The organism is Longimicrobium sp., from assembly GCF_036387355.1.
Taxonomy (GTDB): domain Bacteria; phylum Gemmatimonadota; class Gemmatimonadetes; order Longimicrobiales; family Longimicrobiaceae; genus Longimicrobium.
This window is the reverse complement of the sequence record NZ_DASVTX010000079.1, coordinates 1-20,118: the sequence shown is the minus strand read 5'-3', so window position 1 is coordinate 20,118 and position 20,118 is coordinate 1. Positions and strand designations below refer to the sequence as shown.

Below are 20,118 nucleotides of genomic sequence, written 5' to 3'. Positions count from 1 at the left end.
CAGATCGGAGAAGGGCACCCAGTCGGGTGCCCTTGTTCGTCTTTCGTGTGCCGGGCGGGCGGGTGGCGAAGAGCTGCCGCCGCCGGGCGGACGAGCTGCCGGTCTCCCGCCGTCCTTTGTCCCTATTCCCTATTCCCTATTCCCTTTTCCCTGCAGTCCTCACCCGACATGAAACAGCCGCGCGCGCTCCCCGTACCGCGACTCCAGCGCGTCGCGCAGCTCCGGGTGGCGCACCAGCTCGGGGTCGCGGTCCACGATGGCGCGCGCCTCGCCCCGCGCGGCGGACAGCAGCTGGATGTCGCGCTCCAGGTCCGCGAAGCGGAACGCCGGCAGCCCTGACTGCCGGGCGCCGAACAGGTCACCCGCGCCCCGCAGCCGCAGGTCCGCCTCGGCGATGGCGAAGCCGTCCTCGGTGGACGAAAAGATCTTGAGCCGCTGCGCCGCGTCCCCGCCGGAGTAGAGGAGGATGCAGAAGCTTTCCTCCGATCCGCGCCCCACGCGGCCGCGTAGCTGGTGCAGCTGCGACAGGCCGAAGCGCTCCGCGTGCTCGATCACCATCACCGTGGCGTTCGGCACGTCGATCCCCACCTCGATCACCGTGGTCGACACCAGGATGTCGATTTCCCCGGCGGAAAAGGCGCGCATGGTGCGGTCCTTCTCCTCCCCGTGCATCTGCCCGTGGATCAGCGACAGCCGCAGCCCGGAAAACACCTCCTTGAGCTGCTCGAACTCCACCGTCGCCGCCTTGAGCTCCACCTTTTCCGACTCCTCCACGAGCGGATAGACGATGTACGCCTGCCGCCCCAGCGCCACCTGCTCGGCCACGAACGCGAGCACCTTGGGGCGCGCCGTCTCGTTGCGCAGCGCCGTCTTGATGGGCTGCCGGCCGGGCGGGCGCTCGTCCAGCACCGAGATGTCCAGGTCGCCGTACAGCGTCAGCGCCAGCGAGCGGGGGATGGGCGTGGCGCTCATCACCAGCGTGTCGCCGCTGTCGCCGCGCTCCTGAATGGCGAGCCGCTGCTTGACCCCGAACCGGTGCTGCTCATCCACCACCACCAGCCCCAGCTTGTGAAAGGTGACGCCCTCCTGAATGAGCGCGTGCGTCCCCACGGCGATGTCGACGTCCCCCGCCGCCATCCGGTAGGTCACCTCCTCCCACTGCTTCGATTTCAATCGCCCCGTGAGCAGGCCCACGCTCACGGGCAGCTGCCCGAGAAGGTTCGTGAGCGTGCGGGCGTGCTGCTCCGCCAGGATCTCCGTGGGCACCATGAGCGCGGCCTGGTAGCCGTTCTCGATCGCGCGCAGCATGGCGAACAGCGCCACCACCGTCTTGCCCGATCCCACGTCGCCCTGCAGCAGCCGGTTCATGCGCCGCGGGCTCGCCATGTCCTCGCCGATCTCCTTGAGCACGCGCTTCTGCGCGCCGGTGAGGGAAAAGGGCAGGGACTTGTGAAACGGCTTCACCAGCGTGTCGCGGCGCGGAAAGGCAATGCCCGGGCGCTCGGCCGCGGCGCGATGGTGCGCCTGCGCGTGCAGGAGCTGGAGAAAGAAGAGCTCCTCGAAGGCCAGCCGCTGCCGCCCGCGCTCCGCCTCCGCCAGGCTGGTGGGACGATGCATGAACGCCAGCGCGTCGGCCAGCGGCACCACGCCGGCGCGCTCCCGCACCTCGCGCGGCAGGCGGTCGTCATCGCGCGCCTGGCGCAGCAGGCCGTCCAGGTTCTCGGCGATCAGCGTGCGCACCTGGCGGTGCGTGAGCCCTTCCGTGGCGGGGTAGACGGGAAAGATGGTCCCGCTCTCCTCGGTGCTGTCCTCGCCTTCGCGCGCCAGCGTGGTGTACTCGCGCGGCTGGAACTGGCGGCCGTGGTAAAAGCGGCAGGTGCCGCGCAGCAGCAGCAGGTCGCCGCGCGCGATCTGCCGGTCAAGGAACGGCTGCCCCGGCCACGAGCACTCGATGAGCCCGCTTCCGTCGCGCACCACCGCCTGAAAAATGCGCAGGCCGCGGCGGGTGGGGAGCACGCCCTTGCTCACCACCCGGCCGATGATGGTGGCGTCCATCCCCGGCTCCAGCGCGTTGATGGCGGTGACCGTGGACGCGTCCTCGTACCGGTGGGGGACGTGGTAGAGCACGTCCCGCGCGGTCAGCAGCCCCAGCTTTGCCAGGAGATCCGCCCGCTTGGGACCCACGTTCTTGAGGAACTGCGCGGGCCGGTCCAGCTCGGTGTACGTGGGCACTCGTGAGTGCGTGAGTGCTGGGTTCGTGAGTGCGTGAGTGCGCGTCCGGCGTTTCGGAATGTATTCGGAACGCGGGGCGTGCGCGAGTGGGTGGACGGTCCGGGCGGCCGGGTCTGTCTCGCCGCCGCCATTCAGCGGAAGATGCAGGTGGCGCCGGCCCACAGGCTGGTGATGCGGGCGTCCCCGGCGCCCCCGCTCAGCACGCCGTAGATGCTGTCCGCCTCGAACTCGTGGCCCAGGCTGGTTTCGTTCACCGTCGCGCGCCCCGTGCTGTCGAGTGCCGCGCGCGTTGAGCCCAGGCCGATGCCGCGCTCCGTCCGCAACTCCGTCTCGCGCTCCGGGTTCAGCGCCCAGCCCTGGAATTGGCGGTCCGTGAACCACAGCGTCAGTCCGTTGTTCCACGCCGCGAACTCGGAGGAGCCTTGGCCGCACTCCTCGTTGGTCCCGCTCTCCCGGGGCGCCCCGGCGCGCGCCGTCAGGGTTGCTACGACAGAGTCCTGGTTCATCCCGAAGCGCAGTTCCGTTACGGTGGGCGACGACGAATCCGCGAGCCGCAGCCCGTCCGCGGCGAGGATGATGCGCGTGCTCGCCGACGGCGGGCGCGCCGGCTGCGCCGCGGCCGCCGGGCCGCCGGTCTGGACAGCGGTCGTGTCGGTGGAAATGGACGGGCGGGGCTCGTCGGCGCAGGCGCCGAGCGCGAGCAGCAGCGAGGCCGCGAAAGCCGGTCGGATCATGGGCTCGTGGGGATGAGGAGGCGGAAGGGACAGGATGCGTGGGGTCCGGCTTCACGAACCGCGCCGCGCCTCTCCGGTGGGAGAGGGAGAGCCGGGACGGATGGCTCGGGTATGATGACGACGGGGACGGAAGCGCGCGCTTCCGTCCCCGCCTTTCTCTTTTGCTCCGTGCCTCTGTGCGTCTGGGAGAGACCTCAGGTGCCGTTCCTTACGCTTCCATGACCTCTTTGGCAAACTGCTCGATCTCGAACGGGACCAGGTCCGTCATCTTTTCGCCGACGCCGATGAACTTCACCGGCAGATCGAACTCTTCCTTGAGCGCCACCACGATGCCGCCCTTGGCGGTGCCGTCCATCTTGGTGAGCACGATCCCCGTCAGCGGCACCAGCTGGCCGAATGTGCGGATCTGCGCCATGGCGTTCTGCCCCGTGGTGGAATCCAGCACGGCGAGCGTCTCGTGGGGGGCGCCGTCCAGCTTCTTGCCCAGCACGCGGTGCACCTTTTCCAGTTCCTTCATCAGGTCGCCCTGCGTGTGCAGCCGCCCCGCGGTGTCGATGATGACGACGTCGACGTTCTTTTCGCGCGCCTGCTCCAGCGCGTCGTACGCCACCGCGGCGGGGTCGCGCCCCGGCTCGCTCCCCACGAACTCGCAGCCCACGCGCTCCGACCAGCGGCGCAGCTGTTCGATGGCGCCGGCGCGAAAGGTGTCGCCCGCGGCGATCATCACCCTGCGGCCCTGGCGCGTGAGCCGGTGCGCCAGCTTGGCGATGGTCGTCGTTTTTCCCACGCCGTTCACGCCGACGATTAGAAAGACGGTGGGACCGCCCTCGTAGTTGAAGCGCAGCGCCGTGTCCGATCGGCCCGCGCTCAGGATGGCGACGATCTCCTCGCGCACCGCGCGCAGAAAGTCGCGCTGCGACCGGGCCACGCCGCGCTCCGCCAGCGTTTCCACCACGCCCACCAGCCGCAGCGTGGCGGGCACGCCGAAGTCCGCGCCGATCAGCGTTTCTTCCAGCCCTTCCAGCGAGCCTTCATCCAGCCCCTTCACCAGCACCGAAACGTCGGTCAGCGCGACGTCCACGATGCGGTCCCAGAGCGACTTCTTTCCTTCTTCCTTGGTGCGGAACAGACGAGCCATCAGCCTACCCGAGAAAAGCCGGCACCGGGCCGGCATGGATTTCCACAAATCAGTGACGCGGGAATCTACCGCGCCGCGCCGCCGGACGGAATGTCTGCCCGCGTGCCGATGTCGCTGTCCCACCCTCCCTTGCACCGGATCCGCCGCGTTTGTCCTCGTCATCCCCCTTCCATCCCCCGAACCGCGGGGCCCCCGTCCCTGGCTGAAGCGCTCCGAAATGCGTGCATCATGGCCGATTGCGGATGGCGGGACGCGCACCGTCCGATCGGGAGCGGAGGATGATGCGCGTCCCATCCGTCTATCTTGCCGTGGATCGGTGCGGCTTGTGCGAGGGGAAAGCGTCCGCCCGGAATGGGCACGTATTCACCGGAATTGGGAGGATCAGGATGACCAAGCTGACGCTGAACGTGGATGAACTGCGGGTGGATTCCTTCGCCACCGCCCGTCCGGCAGACGAGCCCGGGACCGTGCAGGCGCACATGGGCACGGTGGCCGGCGCGTCGTGCCCCGCGGCCGTCTGCCAGACCTACGACGACACCGTCTGCGGCCTCACCCGGGTCTGCTGAGCGCCCGCGGCCGCATGCGCACCGCCCCCGCCCGCGCGAGGCGGACGGGGGCGGTGAGACGCACCGGGCGGCAGATCAGGACGACGCGCCGGCGGACGCGAGCCGCTGGTTCACGAAGTCCCAGTTCACCGTGTTGAACCAGGCGTCCAGGTAGTCCGGACGGCGGTTCTGGTAGTTCAGGTAGTAGGCGTGCTCCCATACGTCGATGCCCAGCAGCGGCGTCTGGCCGGTCATCAGCGGGCTGTCCTGGTTGGCCGTGTCCGTCACCGCCAGGCCGCCCTTGCCGTCCGCCACCAGCCACACCCACCCGCTGCCAAAGCGGCCCTTGCCGCCGTTCACCATCTTTTCCTTGAACGCGTCAAAGCCGCCGAACGCGCGGTTGATCTCCTCCGCGATGCGGCCGGTGGGCTGGCCGCCGCCGCCGGGCCCCATCACCTGCCAGAACAGGCTGTGGTTGGCGTGCCCGCCGCCGTTGTTGCGCACCACGCCCCGGATGTCCTCCGGCACCTCGTCAATGCGGCGCATCAGCGCCTCGATGTCGTCGCCCGCCTGGAACTCGGGGTGCTTCTCCAGCGCCGCGTTCAGGTTGTCGACGTACGTCTTGTGGTGCTTGCCGTGGTGAATCTCCATCGTCTTGGCGTCGATGTGAGGCTCCAGCGCATCGTGCGCGTACGGCAGCTCCGGAAGCTTGAACGGCATCTCCTCCACCTCCCCTCAGGGTTTCGGTTCCGCGGACCGTCATCCGTCCCGCGCGTGCGGGGCGCCCCTTTCCGCCGCCCCGCGAACAGTGCCCAATCTACCACGCGCCGTCCGTTCCGCCACCCGCGGCCCGGGCGGCCGGCCGCGTCAGCGCCCGCTCCCCGCGCCGCCGGCCGTTTCGCGGATCTGCGCCGCGTGGCGCTCCTCGTGCGTGGCGGCAAAGACGATCCACTGGTACAGGTTCAGCTCGCCGAACGCGGGGTGCGGCACCGTGACCTGCTCCAGCCCCAGCCCGTCCGCCGAGGTGACGGCGGCGCGCAGGGCGGCGCGCGTGCCTTCCAGCTGCCCCCACGCCGTTTCCAGCGAAACCCCCTGTTCCGGCATGGACGCCTCGCTGCTCGTCACGCGGCGGCTGCGGTCGCGAATGCGGTCGCGGTTCAGCATGGCCGCCACCGGCGCGTCCGACGTGTCCGGCAGCAGAATGCCGGCCCCGCGCGCCTGCTCCAGCGCGCCCGCGAACAGCGTGGCGATGTGCGACTCCACACGCGCCAGGTGCGCCACCACCTCCGCGGGCGACCAGCACTCCGGCGTGGGCCGCCGCTCGCGCGCACCCTCCGGCACCGCGTCCACCGCGCGGCGCAGCGCCCCGCGCCCCTCGTCCAGCAGAGCCAGCATTTCCTGCGTACGTGCGTGCATCTCGATCGGTCCCGGGTGAGCGTGCCCCTGCCTCAGGCGCCACAACCTAACCCGCCGCGGAAGGAGCGCAAACAAAAACGCGGGAGGGCCGTGTGGCCCTCCCGCGTTCCCTGTCTGAAAGACGTGCCTCAGGTGCGGGGCAGCGTCTCGTTGGCCGGCAGCGGAAGCCACTTGGCCACGTTGCTGGCCGCGCCGCCCGACCGCTTGGTGCCCATCGCCTGCAGCTGCGACAGCATGTTGAAGCGGCGGTAGTCGTTCCACGAGTGCGCGCCCTCGAACAGCAGCGAGTAGCGGCGCTCGTACAGCAGCGCGTGGATGAACGCGTAGTCGTTCGCCGGCTGCGCGATCGGGGCCAGGCCGCCCGAGTACTGGCGGATCGCGTTCAGGTCCGCCATGGCGCCCGGCTTGTCGCCGGTGAACCAGCGCGCCTCGGCCCGCAGCAGGATCAGCTCCTCGTTGCGGATCATGGGAATGGGCGAAGCCTGCCCGCCCGACCCGTAGAACGGCCGGTTGTTGTAGATGGTGAACAGCAGGTTGCTGCCCAGCGACGACACGATCTGCAGGTTGCCCGGCTCCGTCTTGTAGCGGATGCGGGCGTCCAGCACGCCGTTGCTGCTCTGCGCCTGGTCCAGCAGCGTGCTGTCGGCCACCGTCTTGCCGCTGGGGTCGTTGAGCGAGTTGGGCGTGTCGCCGCCGTTGGGGCTGTACGTCTGGTACACACCCACGTTCAGCTTGGTGCGCTCGTTCATGGGGTCGGCGTTGGCAATGTTGGCGTCGATGAACGACGCTTGCAGAGCCGTAAGCGCGGCCTGGTAGTTGGCCACGTTGAAGCTCGCCGAATCCATGGTCACCCGCGCGCGGTTCACTTCCAGCCGCGCCCGCAGGGCGCGGTTGAACTGAACGAACTTGGCGGGCGAGCCAAAGCCGAACTGCGTGATCCCCGACGGCATGGGGAAGGGGAAGCTGGTGCCGCCCTTGGCCAGCTCCGTGCGCCCCTCGTCCAGCAGGTTGGCGATGAACGCCATCGCCGTCGGACGGTCCACCAGCGGGGCCGGCGACGTGATGCTGTCCAGCGACGTGTTCACCAGCACCGGGATCTGGTCCCGGGTGGTGAGGATCTGCATGTAGTCCAGCGCCTGGATCGTCTTGGCGAGCCCGCGGATGGCGGCCTCGTCGGCCGGCGGAAATACGACGTTGGGATTATCCAGCGCCGCGATCAGGATGTTCGCCGTGCGGATGTTGCGGTACGGCGTCGTCCAGTACGACGAGCCCGTGAAGTTGTTGCGGTTGGGGTTGCCCGCGAACAGGCTGCGGACGTAGCGCCCCTCGTTGGGGTCCAGGAAGTACCCCTCGCGCCCCACGATGCCGCCGAACAGCACGTACGTGTCGGCGTCCTCGCGGGTGCCCTGCAGAACGCCCGTGGCGGCCTGCAGCACCCGGTCGTTCGTGGGCTCCTTGAGCAGCAGGTCCAGCGGAGGGTTCTGGTAGTCGGGGACCGTGAGGTCCGCGCAGCCCCCGGCGGCGAACAACAGGCCCGCCGCGAGCGGAAGCAGGGTGCGTCTGGTCATGAGTGCCCTTGTCATGTGTGCGGCCATCAGAAGGTCACGTCCAGGCCGAGCCAGAAGCTGCGGCTGGGCGGGAACGGCGTCACGTCGATGGAACGGCCCACCGCGCGGTTTCCGAAGTTGCTCACCTCGGGGTCCAGCCCGGTGTACTTGGTCCAGGTCAGCAGGTTGCGGCCGCTGAAGGTAAGGCGGGCGCCGCTCACGCCGGGGCCCACGCGCGACAGCAGGCTGCCCGGGAGCGCGTACGACAGCGACACCTCGCGCAGCTTCACGTAGCTGGCGTCCTCGATGTACTGCGTCACGCCGTCGCCCTGGCGGTCCACGCGCTCGCTGCCGGCGCAGCTTTCGGCCGTGTTGCAGCCGTTCCAGTCTTCGCCGTTCTGCGCGTCGTCGTAGTACGACTTGGTCAGGTTGGCCACCACGCCGCCGTGCGCCCAGTCCAGCAGCGCGTAGAAGCCCAGCGGGCCGAAGTTCAGATCGTTGCTGAAGCCCACGCGGAAGTCGGGGTTGGTGTCGCCGAACGGACGCTCGACGGCCTTGCCCTCTTCATCCACGTCGAAGCCCCACAGCGCGGTGGGCGAGATGCCCTCCTTGATGCGGAAGCCGCCGTAGTCGAACCCGAAGTGGTTGCCCGGGTTGTACTGCGTCAGGAAGGCCAGGCGGGGGTTGTCGCCGCCCAGGTCCGTCACCTTGGCGCGGTCGGCCGAGAAGGTGGCGCGGGTGAGCCAGGTGGTCTGGCCGCGCTGGATGGGCGTGGCCTCCAGCAGGGCCTCGAAGCCGCGGACGTAGTAGCTGCCGCCGTTCACTGTGTACAGACCGAAGCCCGTGGACGGCGCCACCGGCGGCGCGATGATGAAGTCCGAGATGACCTTGTTGTAGCCGGTCAGCTCCAGGCGGGCGCGGCCGCCCATGAGCACGGCGTCCACGCCGCCCTCAAGCTCGGTGCTGCGCTCCGGGTGCAGGTCGGGGTCGCCCACGCTGCCCTGCACGCGCAGGCCCAGCACGCCTTCCAGGTTGCGGCCGCCCAGCGCGCGGGTGAAGCGCTGCCCGTAGAAGGGCAGGTTGCCGCTGCTGCCGTACGCCACGCGGAACTTGAGCTCGTCCAGCCCGCCGAACACGTCGTCCAGGCGGTACGAGGCCGCGGCCTTGGGGTAGTAGTAGAACTTTTCTTCGTCCGCGTTCAGGCTGCTGCGGTCGGCGCGCAGGCCGGCCGTCACCGTCAGGTGCTCGTCCAGCAGCAGCATTTCTTCCTGCACGTACACGCCCAGGTCGCGCGAGCGGCTGCGGCCGCCGTCGGCTTCCACGCGGCCGGCGAACGCCGGAATGCGGCTGTCGGTGTTGCGGCCCACCAGCTGGCTGAGCGCCAGGTCACGGTCCTCGTACTGCACGCCCGTGGAGGTGGTGGCCGTGAGCATGCCGGACTCGGGCGCAAACACGTGCACCAGGTTCAGGCCGCTGTTCAGGTTCACGTTCTCGGCCTGGCCCAGAATGGCCGTGCCGGGAAGGTCGTCGTCCGCCTCGAACTGCAGCTCGCGGGGGAAGTACAGGTCGTTGCGCTGCTGGAAGTAGTCCACGCCGCCGTTGGCGGCCAGCTTCAGGGTCTGCGCCCCGCGCTGCATCAGCGTCCAGTTGAAGTTCGCCGAGCCGATGGCGCGCCACACGTTTTCGTCGTTGGTGGCGAGCGCAGCGGTCTGCGCCGGGTTGGAGTTGATGTAGTCGCTGGTGTTGGCGAACACCCCGCCGTGCTCCCGGATGTCGATGAAGCTGGGGGTGTACGACAGCGCCGAGTAGTAGCTCACGCCGGCGTTGTCGTTGCCGGTCAGGCCGCGCGACGCCACCGAGTGCGTGATGCCCGCGCCCACGGCCAGCGTGGCCCGGCTGCCGAGCGTCTGGTCCAGGTTCAGCTGCAGCGCCTGCTTGTCGTAGCCGCTGTTCTGCGCAATGCCCGGGTTGGCCTGCAGCAGCCCCGACACGAAGTAGCGGGTGGCCTCGGTGCCGCCGCTCACGCTCAGCGAGGTTTCCCGGGCCAGGTCGCGGCGGCCGAACACGGCCGACTCGTTGTCGTAGAACGCCTTCTGCGTGCCGTCGGCGTTGAAGTACTCCTGCAGGTCGGCCTTGGCCACGCCATAGTGGTCGGCGGCGGCGTCCAGCGTCCAGGTGCGGGCGCCCAGCGAGCGGCTCTGCTCAAAGTAGCCGAAGCGCTGCGACAGGCGCAGCTGCGGGCGGCCGGCCCGGCCGCGGCGGGTGGTGATGATCACCACGCCGTTGGCGGCCTTGCTGCCGTAGATCGCCGACGCCGAGGCACCCTTGAGGATCTCGATGTTGGCGATGTCATTCGGGTTGATGTCGGCGATGCGGTTCACCATCTGGTCCTGGGTGGACGAGTTGGATCCGCGGTCCGCCTGGCTGACGGCGTTCTGGCCCGAGGGGACCGAAACGTTGCTCATGATGACGCCGTCCACCACGTACAGCGGGTCGGCGCTGCCCCCGATGGACGACACGCCGCGCATGCTGATCTGCAGGCCGCCGCCCGGCGCGCCCGAGTTGGCGCTGATGTTGGCGCCGGCCACCTTGCCCTGCAGCGCGCGCTCCACGGTCTGGGCCGGGGCGCCCTGCAGGTTGTCGCCGCTCACCACGGCCACCGAGTTGGCCAGGTTCTGGCGCCGCACGGCGGTCGCCTGGCCCGTGACCACGATGGCTTCCAGGTTCAGTACGTCCTGCTGAAGCTGCACGGCCACGTCGCTCTGCCCGGCGGGCACCGACAGCGTGCGGGTGGTGAAGCCGATGCGCGACACGGAGATGGACGCGTCGCCGGCGGGCGCGGAGAGCGAGAAGCGCCCCGAGGCGTCGGTGTTCACGCCACGCTGCGTGCCGGCCAGGCGAACGCTGGCGGCGGCGATGGGTGCGCGGTCAGGGCCGGTGACGGTCCCGGTGATCTGCCGCTGCTGCGCCGACGCCTGCGCGGCTGTGGCCAGCACGAGCAGAGGCACCAGCAACGACGAAAGCAGTTTTTTCATGTGGTGTTCTGGGTTTGCGGGAATTGAAAATGGCTTTCCTGCGGAACAATGGGCCGGGTGTGGCTCCTGCGCTGGGGGTGGACCTGGGATGAAGAGCGGCGGGCCGCCGAAGGATGCCTTGGCCGGAACCCGGAGGCGGGCCCGTGCTCGTGCGGGATGCCGGAGGGCGGTCGCGAGTGCAACAACGCGAATCGCCCTCCGACTCTGACACTGGACAGCAGAGTAGCTGCGGATGGGGAGACAGAATAGAACCATTCGCCCCAAAGTGCAACAACCCCATCACGGACGCGCATCGCGCGCCGCAGGGGCGGGCGTGCCGCCGCCCCGCCGTCCATGATCACACTATCCGCGTCGCGCGGCGGGAGCATGGGTCAATTGCCCGAGCTGCCCGGGCGCAAAACATTGTGCAAGACATGAACATTATTGCGCGCCGGGACGGGGTGGCACGGGCTGTGTACGCTGGCCCGGCGTCGCAGCGGGTGGTGCCCAACCGGAACGGGAGAGAGCGGATGCAAGTGGAGCATGAGGAGCAGAACCATCGGTTCGTGGTGCGGCTGCCGGACGGCGAGGCGGAGCTGGGCTACGCGCCGCAGGGCGCGGAGGTGCTGAACCTGCACCACACCTACGTTCCCTCCACTGCGCGGGGCCAGGGCGTGGCCGAGGTGCTGGTGAAGGGCGCGCTGGACTACGCCCGGCAGAACGGCAAGCGCGTCATTCCCACCTGCCCGTACGTGCAGGCGTGGCTGCAGAAGCATCCGGACCAGAACGACATCGTCGCGGCGGGGTGAGGGGAGGGCAGTGCCCGGTGCTCAGGAGCAAGTGCCCAGGAAAGTGCGTGAGTGCTGGGTGCGTGAGTGCTGAGTGCTGACTGCTGAGTGCGGAGTGTGCGCGCCGGACCGTCCCTCCGGGCCGAACGGCTCCCCCTCTCCCGCGGAGCGGGTGGAGGGGGCTGGGGGGAGGGGGCCTCCTTCCGCCACACCGGCACCCTCCGAACCGCACCGGACCTGCCGTTCCCGTCATCCGGAGAAAACAGAAGAGGACCACGCCCGCTGGCGTGGTCCTCTTTCTTTACTGTCATCCCGCGGCGGGAGAGGTCAGGCCCCGAGCGCCTGCAACTGCTCTTCCACCCGGCGAAAGCGGCGGGCCAGCGTAACCACGTAGCCGAACACCAGCAGCCACACGATGGCGAACGCGGCGAACAGGTGCCAGTACGCGCGCAGGGTGCGCGGCGGCTTGGGGGGCGCGGGGAGCGCGCTGGACGCCGGCGCGGTGGAGGCGGCGGCGACCGCCGGCGCCTCCACCGCCTGGGCGCGCGCGGCGCGGCCGGTGCCCAGGCCCGCCAAGGCGAACAGAAGGACGAGGATGATCCGGATGTGGCGCATGGGCCAGAGTCTCTCGGTCGGTGTCAGGCGGCGCGGAGCAGCCGCGTCGCGTCGATCCTGCGGGAAAGCCGCTCCACCACGTATCGCGCCAGGAGCAGGCAGAAGAACAGGAGCATGAACGCCAGCATGTTCACCAGCAGCGTCTGCACCATTTCCGGCGCCAGGCTGGGCCCCTCCGGCTTGAGCACCACCGGCTTGGGGTGCTGGCTGCGGAACCACTGCACGCTCATGTGGATCAGCGGAATGTCCACCGCGCCCACGATCCCCAGCACGGCCGCGAACCGCTTGCCGCGCTCCGGGTTTTCCGTGGCGCCGCGCAGGATGAAGTATCCCACGTAGATGAACCACAGCAGCAGCGTGAACGAAAGCCGCGCGTCCCACACCCACCACGCGCCCCACGCGATCCTGCCCCACAGCGGCCCCGTGGTGAGCACCGCGGTGGTAAAGATGACGCCCAGTTCCGCCGCGCACACCGCGATGGCGTCCAGCCGCTCGTCTCGCAGCCACAGGTAGCCCAGGGAGCAGAGCGCCACGATGCCGAACGCCAGGTACGCCACCAGCGCGGACGGCAGGTGCACGTAGAAGATCCGCTGCACCACCCCCATCTCGCTTTCCGTGGGCGCGTAGAAGAAGATCATCCACAGCCCCGCCACCAGCGACACCGTCGCCAGCAGCCCCAGGATCACGGACCAGCGCCGGGTGCCCGCGAGCGACCCGGTATCCATCTGCGCGTCCATTCTATTCCTCCACCACGGCGCCGAACGACGCCGTGCACACGAACAGGAACACGAGGTCAAAGGCCAGCAGCATTCGCAGGCTTCCCTGCACCTCGCCCAGCGGCCGGCCGATCAGCAGGCGCTGTGTGGCGCTGGCCGCAAAGATGACCACGGGGATCAGCAGCGGCAGCAGCAGCACGGGAAGGAGCGAATCACCCATCCGCGTGTGCGCCGCCATGGCCGAGAACAGCGTCCCCAGCGCCATGAACCCGATCGTTCCCAGCAGCACCACCAGCAGCAGCCCCAAGGCGCCCGCGCCGTAGTTCAGGCCGAAGAACAGGCCGTAGACGGGAAAGATCACCGCCTCCACCGCCAGCACCACCGCCAGGTTCGCCAGGAACTTGCCCAGGAACAGCGCCCCGCGGGGGATGGGCGACACCAGGATCCCGGTCAGCGCCTCCGAATCGCGTTCCAGGGCGAACGAGCGCCCCAGCCCCAGCGTTCCCGCGAACAGGATGGTGACCCAGAGCATGGCGCCCGCGATGGACCGGGCGCGGACGGAGGGGTCCAGGCTGAAGCTGAAGACCACCGCCACCAGCATGGCGAAGGTGGCCATGCTCACGAACCGCTCGCGGCTGCGCGTCTCCAGCAGCAGGTCCTTGCGCGCCACCGCCCAGGCGCCGGAAAGGAATCCGCTCACTGCGCCGCCGCCACGCGCTCGGTGTACACGCGCTCCCACGTGGCGGGGTCAATCGCTTCGGCGGGCTCGTCGCTCACCCAGCGCCCGCCCACCTGCACGGCCACCCGGTGCGCCTGCTCCAGCCCCTGCGACAGGTTGTGCGTCACCAGCACCACGGTGCGCCGCCCGTCCCGCAGCCGCTGCAGCACCGCGGTCAGCAGCCCGGAGGCGTGCGGGTCCAGCCCGGTGTACGGCTCGTCCAGAAACACGACCTCCGGGTCGTGCAGCAGGGTGCGGGCGAGCGCCAGCCGCTGCTGCATCCCCCGGCTGAAGCCGCGGACGGCATCGCCGCGCCGCTCCCACAGCTCCACCCCGCGCAGCGCCTCGTCCACGCGGGCGCGCCGGTCCGCCAGCCCGTACAGGCGGGCGAAGAACTCCAGGTTCTCCGCCGCGCTCAGGCCGGGGTACAGAAAGCTCTGGTGGCTCAGCAGGCCGATGCGGCGGCGCCACCCGTCCTCGCCCTCGCCGATGGGCTCGCCGGCGATGTGCACCGTGCCCCGGGTGGGGACCACCGCGCCGCACAGCATGCGCAGCAGCGTGCTCTTTCCCGCGCCGTTGGGGCCGAAGATGGTGAGGAACTCGCCCCGGCGCAGGCTGAGGTCGATGCCGCGCACGGCGTGCAGCGCGCCGTACCGCTTTTCCACCCCCCGGGCCTCCACCGCCGGTGTGTCCGCGCCCGCCGGGGGCGTGCTCACCCCAGCCGCACTCCGCACCCCGCGCAGAAGCGGCTTCGCGGCGGGTTCAGGAACCCGCAGGCGTGGCGGTCCGTCACGGCTCGGGCGCCCGGCGCCGCGGGTCCGCCGCGAAGGGCCTCCGCCGCGCGCATGGCGGCCAGCGCCTCCAGAGACAGCCGCTGCTTCTGCGCGCGGTAGTCGGGCTCGTCCAGCTTGCCGCCCAGGTAGTCGTACTCCAGCTCGCGCAGGGCGGTGAGCGTCACCCGGCGGCGCGCCTCGGCGTCCAGCACGGCGCCGGGGGCCAGGTCCGCGAGCAGCGCCTCGCGCCGCGCCACCACGGGCGCGATCACGAATCCCGCGGCGGCAAGGGCCATGAGCGCGCTGAGGAGGAGCAGCGTCATTCGTCGTCCTCCCGCTCCAGGTCGCGCAGGGCGTCGTTCAGCGAGGCCTGCTCGTCCGCGGAGAGCGCGGGGCCCGCCGCGGCCAGCGACGGCGCGCCGCCCCGCATCTGCCGCAGGCGTCCCCACAAAAAGGCCGCGCCCGCCGCCAGCCCGGCGGGGGGGAGCAGCCACGCCCACAGCCCGAAGCCGCGGCGCTCCGGCAGGGCGCGCATGTTCTCGCCGTACTGGCTCACCACCAGGCCGATCAGCTGTTCCTTGCCCGCGCCCCGGGCGGCGGCCATGTGCAGCTTCTGGCGCAGTTCGTCGGCCTGCTCGTTGGGGCACATGTCCAGCATGTGCGGGCCAAAGGGCGACTTGAGCTCGGCGATGGCCTCCACCGCGATGCGCTCGGTTTCCGGCGTGGGCACCTGCGCCGCCAGCGTGGACGCGCACAGGGCGGCGGCGAGCGCCAGGGCGCCGCGGGTGATCGCGTGCATCAGGCCTCCACCAGCGCGGGCTCGTCCACGTCCGCGATCCACGGGGCGCGGACACGGGCCTTTGCCGCCACCGGCGTGCGCGGCTCCACCCCCGGCCACAGCGCCGTCAGCGTGCCGATGGCCATGATCAGCCCGCCGATCCAGATCCACGGCACCAGCGGGTTGATGAGCACCTTGAAGGTGGCCAGCGGGCGCGGGTTGGTGCCCTGCACCACGCCGTTCAGGTCGTCCACGCCGGCCAGGATCAGGTACAGGTCCTCGTTCCACGCGCGGCGGATCCCCACCTCGCTCACCACTTCCTCGCGCTGCCGGTAGGTGCGCTTTTCCGCCGTCAGCACGCCGGCGCGGCGGCCGTCGAGCGCCACGTCCAGCGACGCGATGACCTTGGTCATGTTGGTGGCGGGGTACGACGACATGGCCTGGTACGTCAGCCGGTACGTGTGGCCGAACGGCGAAGCGATGTCCATCGTTTCCCCGGGCCGCAGCGACACCTGCTTTTCCACGTCCCACGCGCTCCCCGCGAAGCCCATGAACATGACGACGAAGCCGGCGTGCACCACGTATCCGCCATAGCGGCGGCGGTTGCGCTCCACCAGGTGCACCAGGGCGGGGAAGAACCCCTCGCCCTCGATGCGGGCGCGGGCCCGGGTTCCCTTCCAGAACTCCACCACGATGGTGGTCATGGTAAAGGAGCCCAGCGCAAAGGTGAGGATCGCGTAGGTGTTGCGCGCGCCCCCCAGCCACAGCGCCCCCGCCACGAGCGCCGCGGCGGTGAGCGGGGCGGTGAAGTTGCGGCGCAGGTTGCGCGGGCTGGCCTTGCGCCAGGCGATGACGGGGCCGATGCCCAGCAGCCCCAGCAGCAGCAGCCCCAGCGGAATGTTGACGCGGTTGAAGAAGGGCGGGCCCACCGTGATCTTCTGCCCGGAGAACCCTTCCGACACCAGCGGAAAGATGGTGCCCCACAGCACGCTGAGCATGGCCGCCACGAACACCAGGTTGTTCAGCAGGAACGCGGCTTCACGCGACAGCGCGCTTTCCAGCTGGCTTTCCGGCGCGAACGCGCCGCGGCGCCACCACACCAGCGCGGCGCTCACCAGGACGAGCGCGGACAGAAAGCCCAGGAAGATCCACGCGATGGTGGTGTTCTCGGCGAACGAGTGCACCGACTCGATCAGCCCCGACCGGGTGAGGAAGGTGGCGAAGATGCTCAGCAGGAACGTCCCCATGATCAGGAGCACGTTCCACATCTTGAGCATGCCGCGCTTTTCCTGGATCATCACGGAGTGCAGAAACGCGGTGCCGGTCAGCCAGGGGAGCAGCGAGGCGTTCTCTACCGGGTCCCAGAACCAGTAGCCGCCCCAGCCCAGCTCCACGTACGCCCACATCATCCCGAAGATGATTCCGTTGGTCAGAAAGAACCACGCGAGCAGGGTCCAGCGGCGCGTGGTGGTGATCCACCGCGTGTCCAGCCGGCCGCTCAGCAGCGCGCTCACGGCAAAGGCAAAGGGGATGGTGAAGGCGGTAAAGCCCAGGTACAGCGTGGGCGGGTGGATGGTCATCCAGTAGTTCTGCAGCTGCGGATTGAGCCCGCGGCCGTCGGCCGGGGCAAAGTCCATCAGCTGGAACGGGTTGGACGCGGCCAGCACCACCACGATGAAGAAGACGAGCACGGTCTGCACCGTGCCCACCACGTACGGCATGAACTCGCGGTTGCGGCGCCGGTTCTGGAACACGGCGATGCAGCCGAACAGGGCCAGCAGGGTGGCCCAGAACACCAGCGAGCCGGTCTGCCCGGCCCACAGCCCGGTGATCTTGTAGAAGACGGAGAGCTCGCGGTTGCTGTACCCCGCCACGTACTGGTACGCGTACTCGTTGCGCAGGAACGAGGCGATGATGGCCCCGCACGTGGTGGCGAGCAGCGCGAACAGGGCGTACGAGGACCGCTCGGCGCTCAGCACCCAGTCGCCGCGCCCCATGCGCCCGCCCGCGAACCCCATCACCGCGCCCCACGCGCCCACCAGGAGCGCCAGCCACAGGGCCACTTCGCCAATCTGCGTCACGCCTTGAAGTCCTCTTCGGAGGCTTCGTAGCGCGAGCCGCATTTGGTGAGCAGCTCCGTGGCCTGAAAGTTCCCGTCCGCCGCGTACACGCCGGTCACCACCACGTCACGGCCCTCCTTGAACGTGTCGGGGAGCGGCCCGCTGTAGTGCACGGGAAAGCTCGTCTTGCCGGATGCGATGTCGACGATGGTGAAGCGCAGGTCCAGGGTGCGCGGGTCGTACTGCACGGTTCCGGGCACCACGCGGCCGCCCACCTTTACGGCGAGCTCGCGCGAGGTGGGGTCGGCGGCCAGGCTGGCCGCCAGCTCGTCGGGAGTCCGGTAGTACACCATGGACTCCTTCATCCCGGTCGCCGCCAGATAGCCGACAACCCCGACCAGCGCCACGGCGCCGATCAGGAACTTTCTCTGCTTCTTCACGGGTGCTCCTTCAGGAAGGTGCTGCCTCCGACCGCGGAATATACCAGCGAAACAGATGCGGTGAAAGGTCTTGCGTGTGGCGGGATGCCGGAGTTGGCGTGGGGGATTTCCTGACAGCGTCGGCCAGCCGGGCGAGCCGGGTGTTCGTGGTCACGTGGCGGGGCAGCTGCGTTGGGGTGTTGTGTCGGACGGAGGGATGCCCTCCCGCGCGTGAGACGCGCGGGAGGGCACACGAGTGGGGGCGCGGATCAGGCGTCTGCCTGGACCTTACGGGGCTGCCCGCGAAGAACTGAACCCTGCATCCCCGCCCTCGGACCGGCACGGTCCGGGCGAATTGAAGAGAACAGCACCCGTGCTCGCGTTCCGGAACTGTACGGTGCACTGGTCATCCCGTGTCGTTGTTCCTCCTACGCCCCACGTGAACTCGTCTGCTCCCTGCACCCAGATCGTGTTCGCGGTACGTGTCCAGGTCTGCGCCTCGAGCGCAAGTTCGCGGAGGTTTTCACGGAACCCGACCGCTCTGAAGTGGGCTGTCGGCGAATTCCAGGAAAGAAGGGTTCCAACGCCGGTATTGACGTCCACCCTGTATACCTGCGTGCCCGCGCTCTCGTCGTTGGTGGTCCAGTCTCGACACCTCATGTACACGCGGGCGTCGAACCCTTCTCCAGACTTGAGGGAGAACCGCCCCTTCGCACCGCACGATCGCCAAGGGCGAACGACCGCGCCGCCTGTGGCCGTCTCCGCAAAAAGGTACACGGCTTCGCCGCGAGGCGAGTACGATGCATCCCAGTTCGGGGTTGTGAAGCTGGTGCCCTCGGCCCACCGGAAACACGGGTCCTGGTTCATCTCTGCGAGCCAGTCATTATAGATCCGGATCTTTGACGTGTCGCCGGTGGACATGATGCTGTCGTGGCTCGCCGGGTGCACCGATACGTATTCCTGTGTGCACTGCGGTGTTCCCGGAACCCGGGGCACCGTAATCGGGGGAAGCTGCTTGCGCAGCCCGTTCTTGTCCCAGAGTTCCAGGCGAAAGATCGTCGTTGCAGCGCCGTAGTCCCGCGAGAGACGGAGAATGGTGTCGCCATCATGCGACTTGGGCGCCCGGGAGCGCCATGTGGCGTTGCTTCCCACCGGTTCGGACTGGGCGTCCGGGGTGCTCAGGTGCCAGCCCGCCGCGGCACTCCAGCGGTAGGTGACCGGTCCCACGTTCGGCCTCCGCACATTCACCTGTTTGCCCCCGTGAAGCACATTCAGTCCGAGGGGATTGAAATCCAGGTGAAACAGTGAATCCGCCGCTGCGCTGCCCGGGTCCCGCTGCACCTTGAACGAGCCGTTCTGAATCCAGAACCGCTGTCCGCAGATGGGTGCGCCGGTGCGCCGGGCTACCAGCTGAAGAGACTCGTACACGTTCAGGAAGGGGAGGGTGCTGCCCGGAGCGACGGTCGTCCACCCGCCCCGCCGAGCCCCGTCCAGGAGCAGGTCGCGGATCTGAGCCACGGTCAGCCGCGGATCGAACGACTTGAGAAGCCCCGCCGCGCCGGCTACGTGGGGCGCCGCAAAGGAAGTCCCGCTGACCGTTGCAGCGATCCCGTTGGCATATGTCTGAACGGTGTCTCCCGGTGCGGCCAGATCGACCAGCCCCCCAAAGTTGGAGCCCGGGTTCAGTGGCACGCCGGAATTCGCCCACATGGGGCGCTGCCGACTCGTGATGTTCAGCGCAGTTCCGCGCGCCGCACCCGCGACCACCAGCACACGGGAGCCGAGGCCTGTCACGCTTCGCAGTTGGGGAAGTCCGGAGAAGCTTGCGTCCATCTGATAGTTACCCGCGGCGATCACGTACAGCGGCTGCACTCGGTACTGTGTTTCAAGCTGCTGAAGCCGCGCCGCGTACTGGGCTGCGATCCCAGCGGCGCGCTGTACATCGGCGGGCAGACCGGGCTGGGGCAGACGGTAGACCAGCACTCCTGGCGGGGCGCTCGCGGTTGCAAGGCTATCGATGAACCCGACGCTCACGGAAAGATTGATTACATGAACCGAATCTCTGAACGCTTGCTCGAGCGCACCGCTGATGCCTGCGCTGGTGGTAGTCACGCGACCGTGCCACATCAGGCCGGCGATTTCCGTGCTGTCGTTTGTACGGTTGGAAATGATGTTACCGACCCATTGCGCGTGCTGTGGGTCAGTGTCAATGACCGCCACGCGCGCGCTATCGTTCCCGATCTCGCAGCCCCAGCCAAACGGTGCGCCGATGGCCTCGGGCGCCCAATTGCTTCCACCAGCACTGTCCGCCGAGAGCGCCCAGTCACCTCTTCCCCATCCGGGACCGTCGTTAGGCCGGAGATAGGCCGGGATCATTCCCTGCGTCAGAATGTCGGGACTTGCCAACCTGACGTGTGGAAGCGCTGAAAGGCTGTCGATCACCGCCCAGAGTGCATCACCGGTAGTCGTGGGCACCAGGACATAATAGAAGCCGCCTCCACCACCTCCCCCGATCACGCGTCCGTTGACCATGTCCACGGCGGATTGGCGATCCTCCAGCGTCGCGGACGGGTGGAAGTAGAGTTCTACGATGTTGCGAGGATACGGGCCCGACATCCGGGGATG

Annotated in this window: 18 protein-coding genes; 2 read left to right on the top strand and 16 right to left on the bottom strand. The window is 69.1% G+C overall.

Going from position 1 to position 20,118, the window contains the following annotated elements; genetic code table 11:
• Positions 1-159: 159 nt before the first annotated feature.
• From recG to ftsY, 3 genes are all read right to left on the bottom strand, one after another.
• Complete coding sequence (gene recG, locus VF665_RS03670) at positions 160-2,394, bottom strand: ATP-dependent DNA helicase RecG (RefSeq protein ID WP_331052052.1); 2,235 nt, start codon at positions 2,392-2,394, stop codon at positions 160-162.
• Complete coding sequence (locus tag VF665_RS03665; RefSeq protein ID WP_331052051.1) at positions 2,364-2,966, bottom strand: hypothetical protein; 603 nt, start codon at positions 2,964-2,966, stop codon at positions 2,364-2,366. Before VF665_RS03665 ends, recG begins: the two co-directional genes overlap by 31 nt.
• A 208-nt stretch (positions 2,967-3,174) precedes the next feature.
• Positions 3,175-4,104, bottom strand: a complete 930-nt coding sequence (gene ftsY, locus VF665_RS03660) for a signal recognition particle-docking protein FtsY (RefSeq protein WP_331052050.1) — start codon at positions 4,102-4,104, stop codon at positions 3,175-3,177.
• Between the two features lie 386 nt (positions 4,105-4,490).
• On the opposite strand from ftsY, the gene VF665_RS03655 reads away from it, so the two are divergent.
• A complete protein-coding gene (locus VF665_RS03655) occupies positions 4,491-4,670 on the top strand; it encodes a hypothetical protein (protein WP_331052049.1) in 180 nt (59 codons plus the stop codon).
• Positions 4,671-4,745: 75 nt separating this feature from the next.
• Here the strand turns inward: VF665_RS03655 and VF665_RS03650 are convergent, their stop codons facing one another.
• From VF665_RS03650 to VF665_RS03635, 4 genes are all read right to left on the bottom strand, one after another.
• Positions 4,746-5,369 (bottom strand): superoxide dismutase, encoded by a 624-nt coding sequence (locus VF665_RS03650; RefSeq protein ID WP_331052048.1) that lies wholly within the window; start codon positions 5,367-5,369, stop codon positions 4,746-4,748.
• Between the two features lie 147 nt (positions 5,370-5,516).
• Positions 5,517-6,065 carry a DinB family protein gene (locus tag VF665_RS03645; protein WP_331052047.1) on the bottom strand — a complete coding sequence of 183 codons (549 nt, stop codon included), beginning with the start codon at positions 6,063-6,065 and terminating at the stop codon, positions 5,517-5,519.
• A gap of 128 nt (positions 6,066-6,193) precedes the next feature.
• The gene (locus tag VF665_RS03640) at positions 6,194-7,633 is read right to left on the bottom strand and encodes a RagB/SusD family nutrient uptake outer membrane protein (RefSeq protein WP_331052046.1); all 1,440 of its coding nucleotides are present in this window, start codon (positions 7,631-7,633) and stop codon (positions 6,194-6,196) included.
• 26 nt (positions 7,634-7,659) lie between these two features.
• A complete protein-coding gene (locus VF665_RS03635; protein ID WP_331052045.1) occupies positions 7,660-10,647 on the bottom strand; it encodes a SusC/RagA family TonB-linked outer membrane protein in 2,988 nt (995 codons plus the stop codon).
• 509 nt (positions 10,648-11,156) lie between these two features.
• Here VF665_RS03635 and VF665_RS03630 point away from each other — a divergent pair.
• The gene (locus tag VF665_RS03630; protein WP_331052044.1) at positions 11,157-11,435 is read left to right on the top strand and encodes a GNAT family N-acetyltransferase; all 279 of its coding nucleotides are present in this window, start codon (positions 11,157-11,159) and stop codon (positions 11,433-11,435) included.
• Between the two features lie 306 nt (positions 11,436-11,741).
• Here the strand turns inward: VF665_RS03630 and VF665_RS03625 are convergent, their stop codons facing one another.
• The 9 genes from VF665_RS03625 to VF665_RS03585 form a co-directional block, all read right to left on the bottom strand.
• Positions 11,742-12,029, bottom strand: coding sequence for a CcmD family protein (locus VF665_RS03625; RefSeq protein WP_331052043.1), 288 nt, complete (start codon positions 12,027-12,029; stop codon positions 11,742-11,744).
• A gap of 23 nt (positions 12,030-12,052) precedes the next feature.
• The gene (gene ccsA, locus VF665_RS03620) at positions 12,053-12,766 is read right to left on the bottom strand and encodes a cytochrome c biogenesis protein CcsA (protein ID WP_331052042.1); all 714 of its coding nucleotides are present in this window, start codon (positions 12,764-12,766) and stop codon (positions 12,053-12,055) included.
• 1 nt (position 12,767) lies between these two features.
• Positions 12,768-13,445, bottom strand: a complete 678-nt coding sequence (locus VF665_RS03615; RefSeq protein ID WP_331052041.1) for a heme exporter protein CcmB — start codon at positions 13,443-13,445, stop codon at positions 12,768-12,770.
• The gene (locus VF665_RS03610; RefSeq protein ID WP_331052040.1) at positions 13,442-14,179 is read right to left on the bottom strand and encodes an ABC transporter ATP-binding protein; all 738 of its coding nucleotides are present in this window, start codon (positions 14,177-14,179) and stop codon (positions 13,442-13,444) included. The genes VF665_RS03615 and VF665_RS03610 overlap by 4 nt, the downstream gene beginning before the upstream one ends.
• Entirely contained in the window at positions 14,176-14,559 is a 384-nt protein-coding gene (locus tag VF665_RS03605; protein WP_331052039.1) for a zinc ribbon domain-containing protein, read from the bottom strand. The genes VF665_RS03610 and VF665_RS03605 overlap by 4 nt, the downstream gene beginning before the upstream one ends.
• Positions 14,556-15,035, bottom strand: coding sequence for a cytochrome c-type biogenesis protein CcmH (locus tag VF665_RS03600; protein ID WP_331052038.1), 480 nt, complete (start codon positions 15,033-15,035; stop codon positions 14,556-14,558). The genes VF665_RS03605 and VF665_RS03600 overlap by 4 nt, the downstream gene beginning before the upstream one ends.
• Positions 15,035-17,095: a heme lyase CcmF/NrfE family subunit gene (locus VF665_RS03595; protein WP_331052037.1), complete on the bottom strand. Its 2,061-nt coding sequence runs from the start codon at positions 17,093-17,095 to the stop codon at positions 15,035-15,037. Before VF665_RS03595 ends, VF665_RS03600 begins: the two co-directional genes overlap by 1 nt.
• Positions 17,092-17,514: a cytochrome c maturation protein CcmE gene (locus VF665_RS03590; protein WP_331052036.1), complete on the bottom strand. Its 423-nt coding sequence runs from the start codon at positions 17,512-17,514 to the stop codon at positions 17,092-17,094. The genes VF665_RS03595 and VF665_RS03590 overlap by 4 nt, the downstream gene beginning before the upstream one ends.
• Before the next feature lie 267 nt (positions 17,515-17,781).
• Positions 17,782-20,118, bottom strand: a 2,337-nt coding sequence (locus tag VF665_RS03585; protein ID WP_331052035.1) for a S8 family serine peptidase, incomplete at its 5' end; no start/stop codon positions are given.

Excerpts from the sequence above, each read along its gene's own strand:
- VF665_RS03600 (WP_331052038.1), bottom strand. The coding sequence starts at position 15,035 with ATGCACGCGATCACCCGCGGCGCCCTGGCGCTCGCCGCCGCCCTGTGC.
- VF665_RS03655 (WP_331052049.1), top strand. The coding sequence starts at position 4,491 with ATGACCAAGCTGACGCTGAACGTGGATGAACTGCGGGTGGATTCCTTC.
- ccsA (WP_331052042.1), bottom strand. The coding sequence starts at position 12,766 with ATGGACGCGCAGATGGATACCGGGTCGCTCGCGGGCACCCGGCGCTGG.
- VF665_RS03665 (WP_331052051.1), bottom strand. The coding sequence starts at position 2,966 with ATGATCCGACCGGCTTTCGCGGCCTCGCTGCTGCTCGCGCTCGGCGCC.
- VF665_RS03630 (WP_331052044.1), top strand. The coding sequence starts at position 11,157 with ATGCAAGTGGAGCATGAGGAGCAGAACCATCGGTTCGTGGTGCGGCTG.
- VF665_RS03605 (WP_331052039.1), bottom strand. The coding sequence starts at position 14,559 with ATGACGCTGCTCCTCCTCAGCGCGCTCATGGCCCTTGCCGCCGCGGGA.
- VF665_RS03640 (WP_331052046.1), bottom strand. The coding sequence starts at position 7,633 with ATGACCAGACGCACCCTGCTTCCGCTCGCGGCGGGCCTGTTGTTCGCC.
- ftsY (WP_331052050.1), bottom strand. The coding sequence starts at position 4,104 with ATGGCTCGTCTGTTCCGCACCAAGGAAGAAGGAAAGAAGTCGCTCTGG.
- VF665_RS03635 (WP_331052045.1), bottom strand. The coding sequence starts at position 10,647 with ATGAAAAAACTGCTTTCGTCGTTGCTGGTGCCTCTGCTCGTGCTGGCC.
- VF665_RS03650 (WP_331052048.1), bottom strand. The coding sequence starts at position 5,369 with ATGCCGTTCAAGCTTCCGGAGCTGCCGTACGCGCACGATGCGCTGGAG.
- VF665_RS03645 (WP_331052047.1), bottom strand. The coding sequence starts at position 6,065 with ATGCACGCACGTACGCAGGAAATGCTGGCTCTGCTGGACGAGGGGCGC.
- VF665_RS03625 (WP_331052043.1), bottom strand. The coding sequence starts at position 12,029 with ATGCGCCACATCCGGATCATCCTCGTCCTTCTGTTCGCCTTGGCGGGC.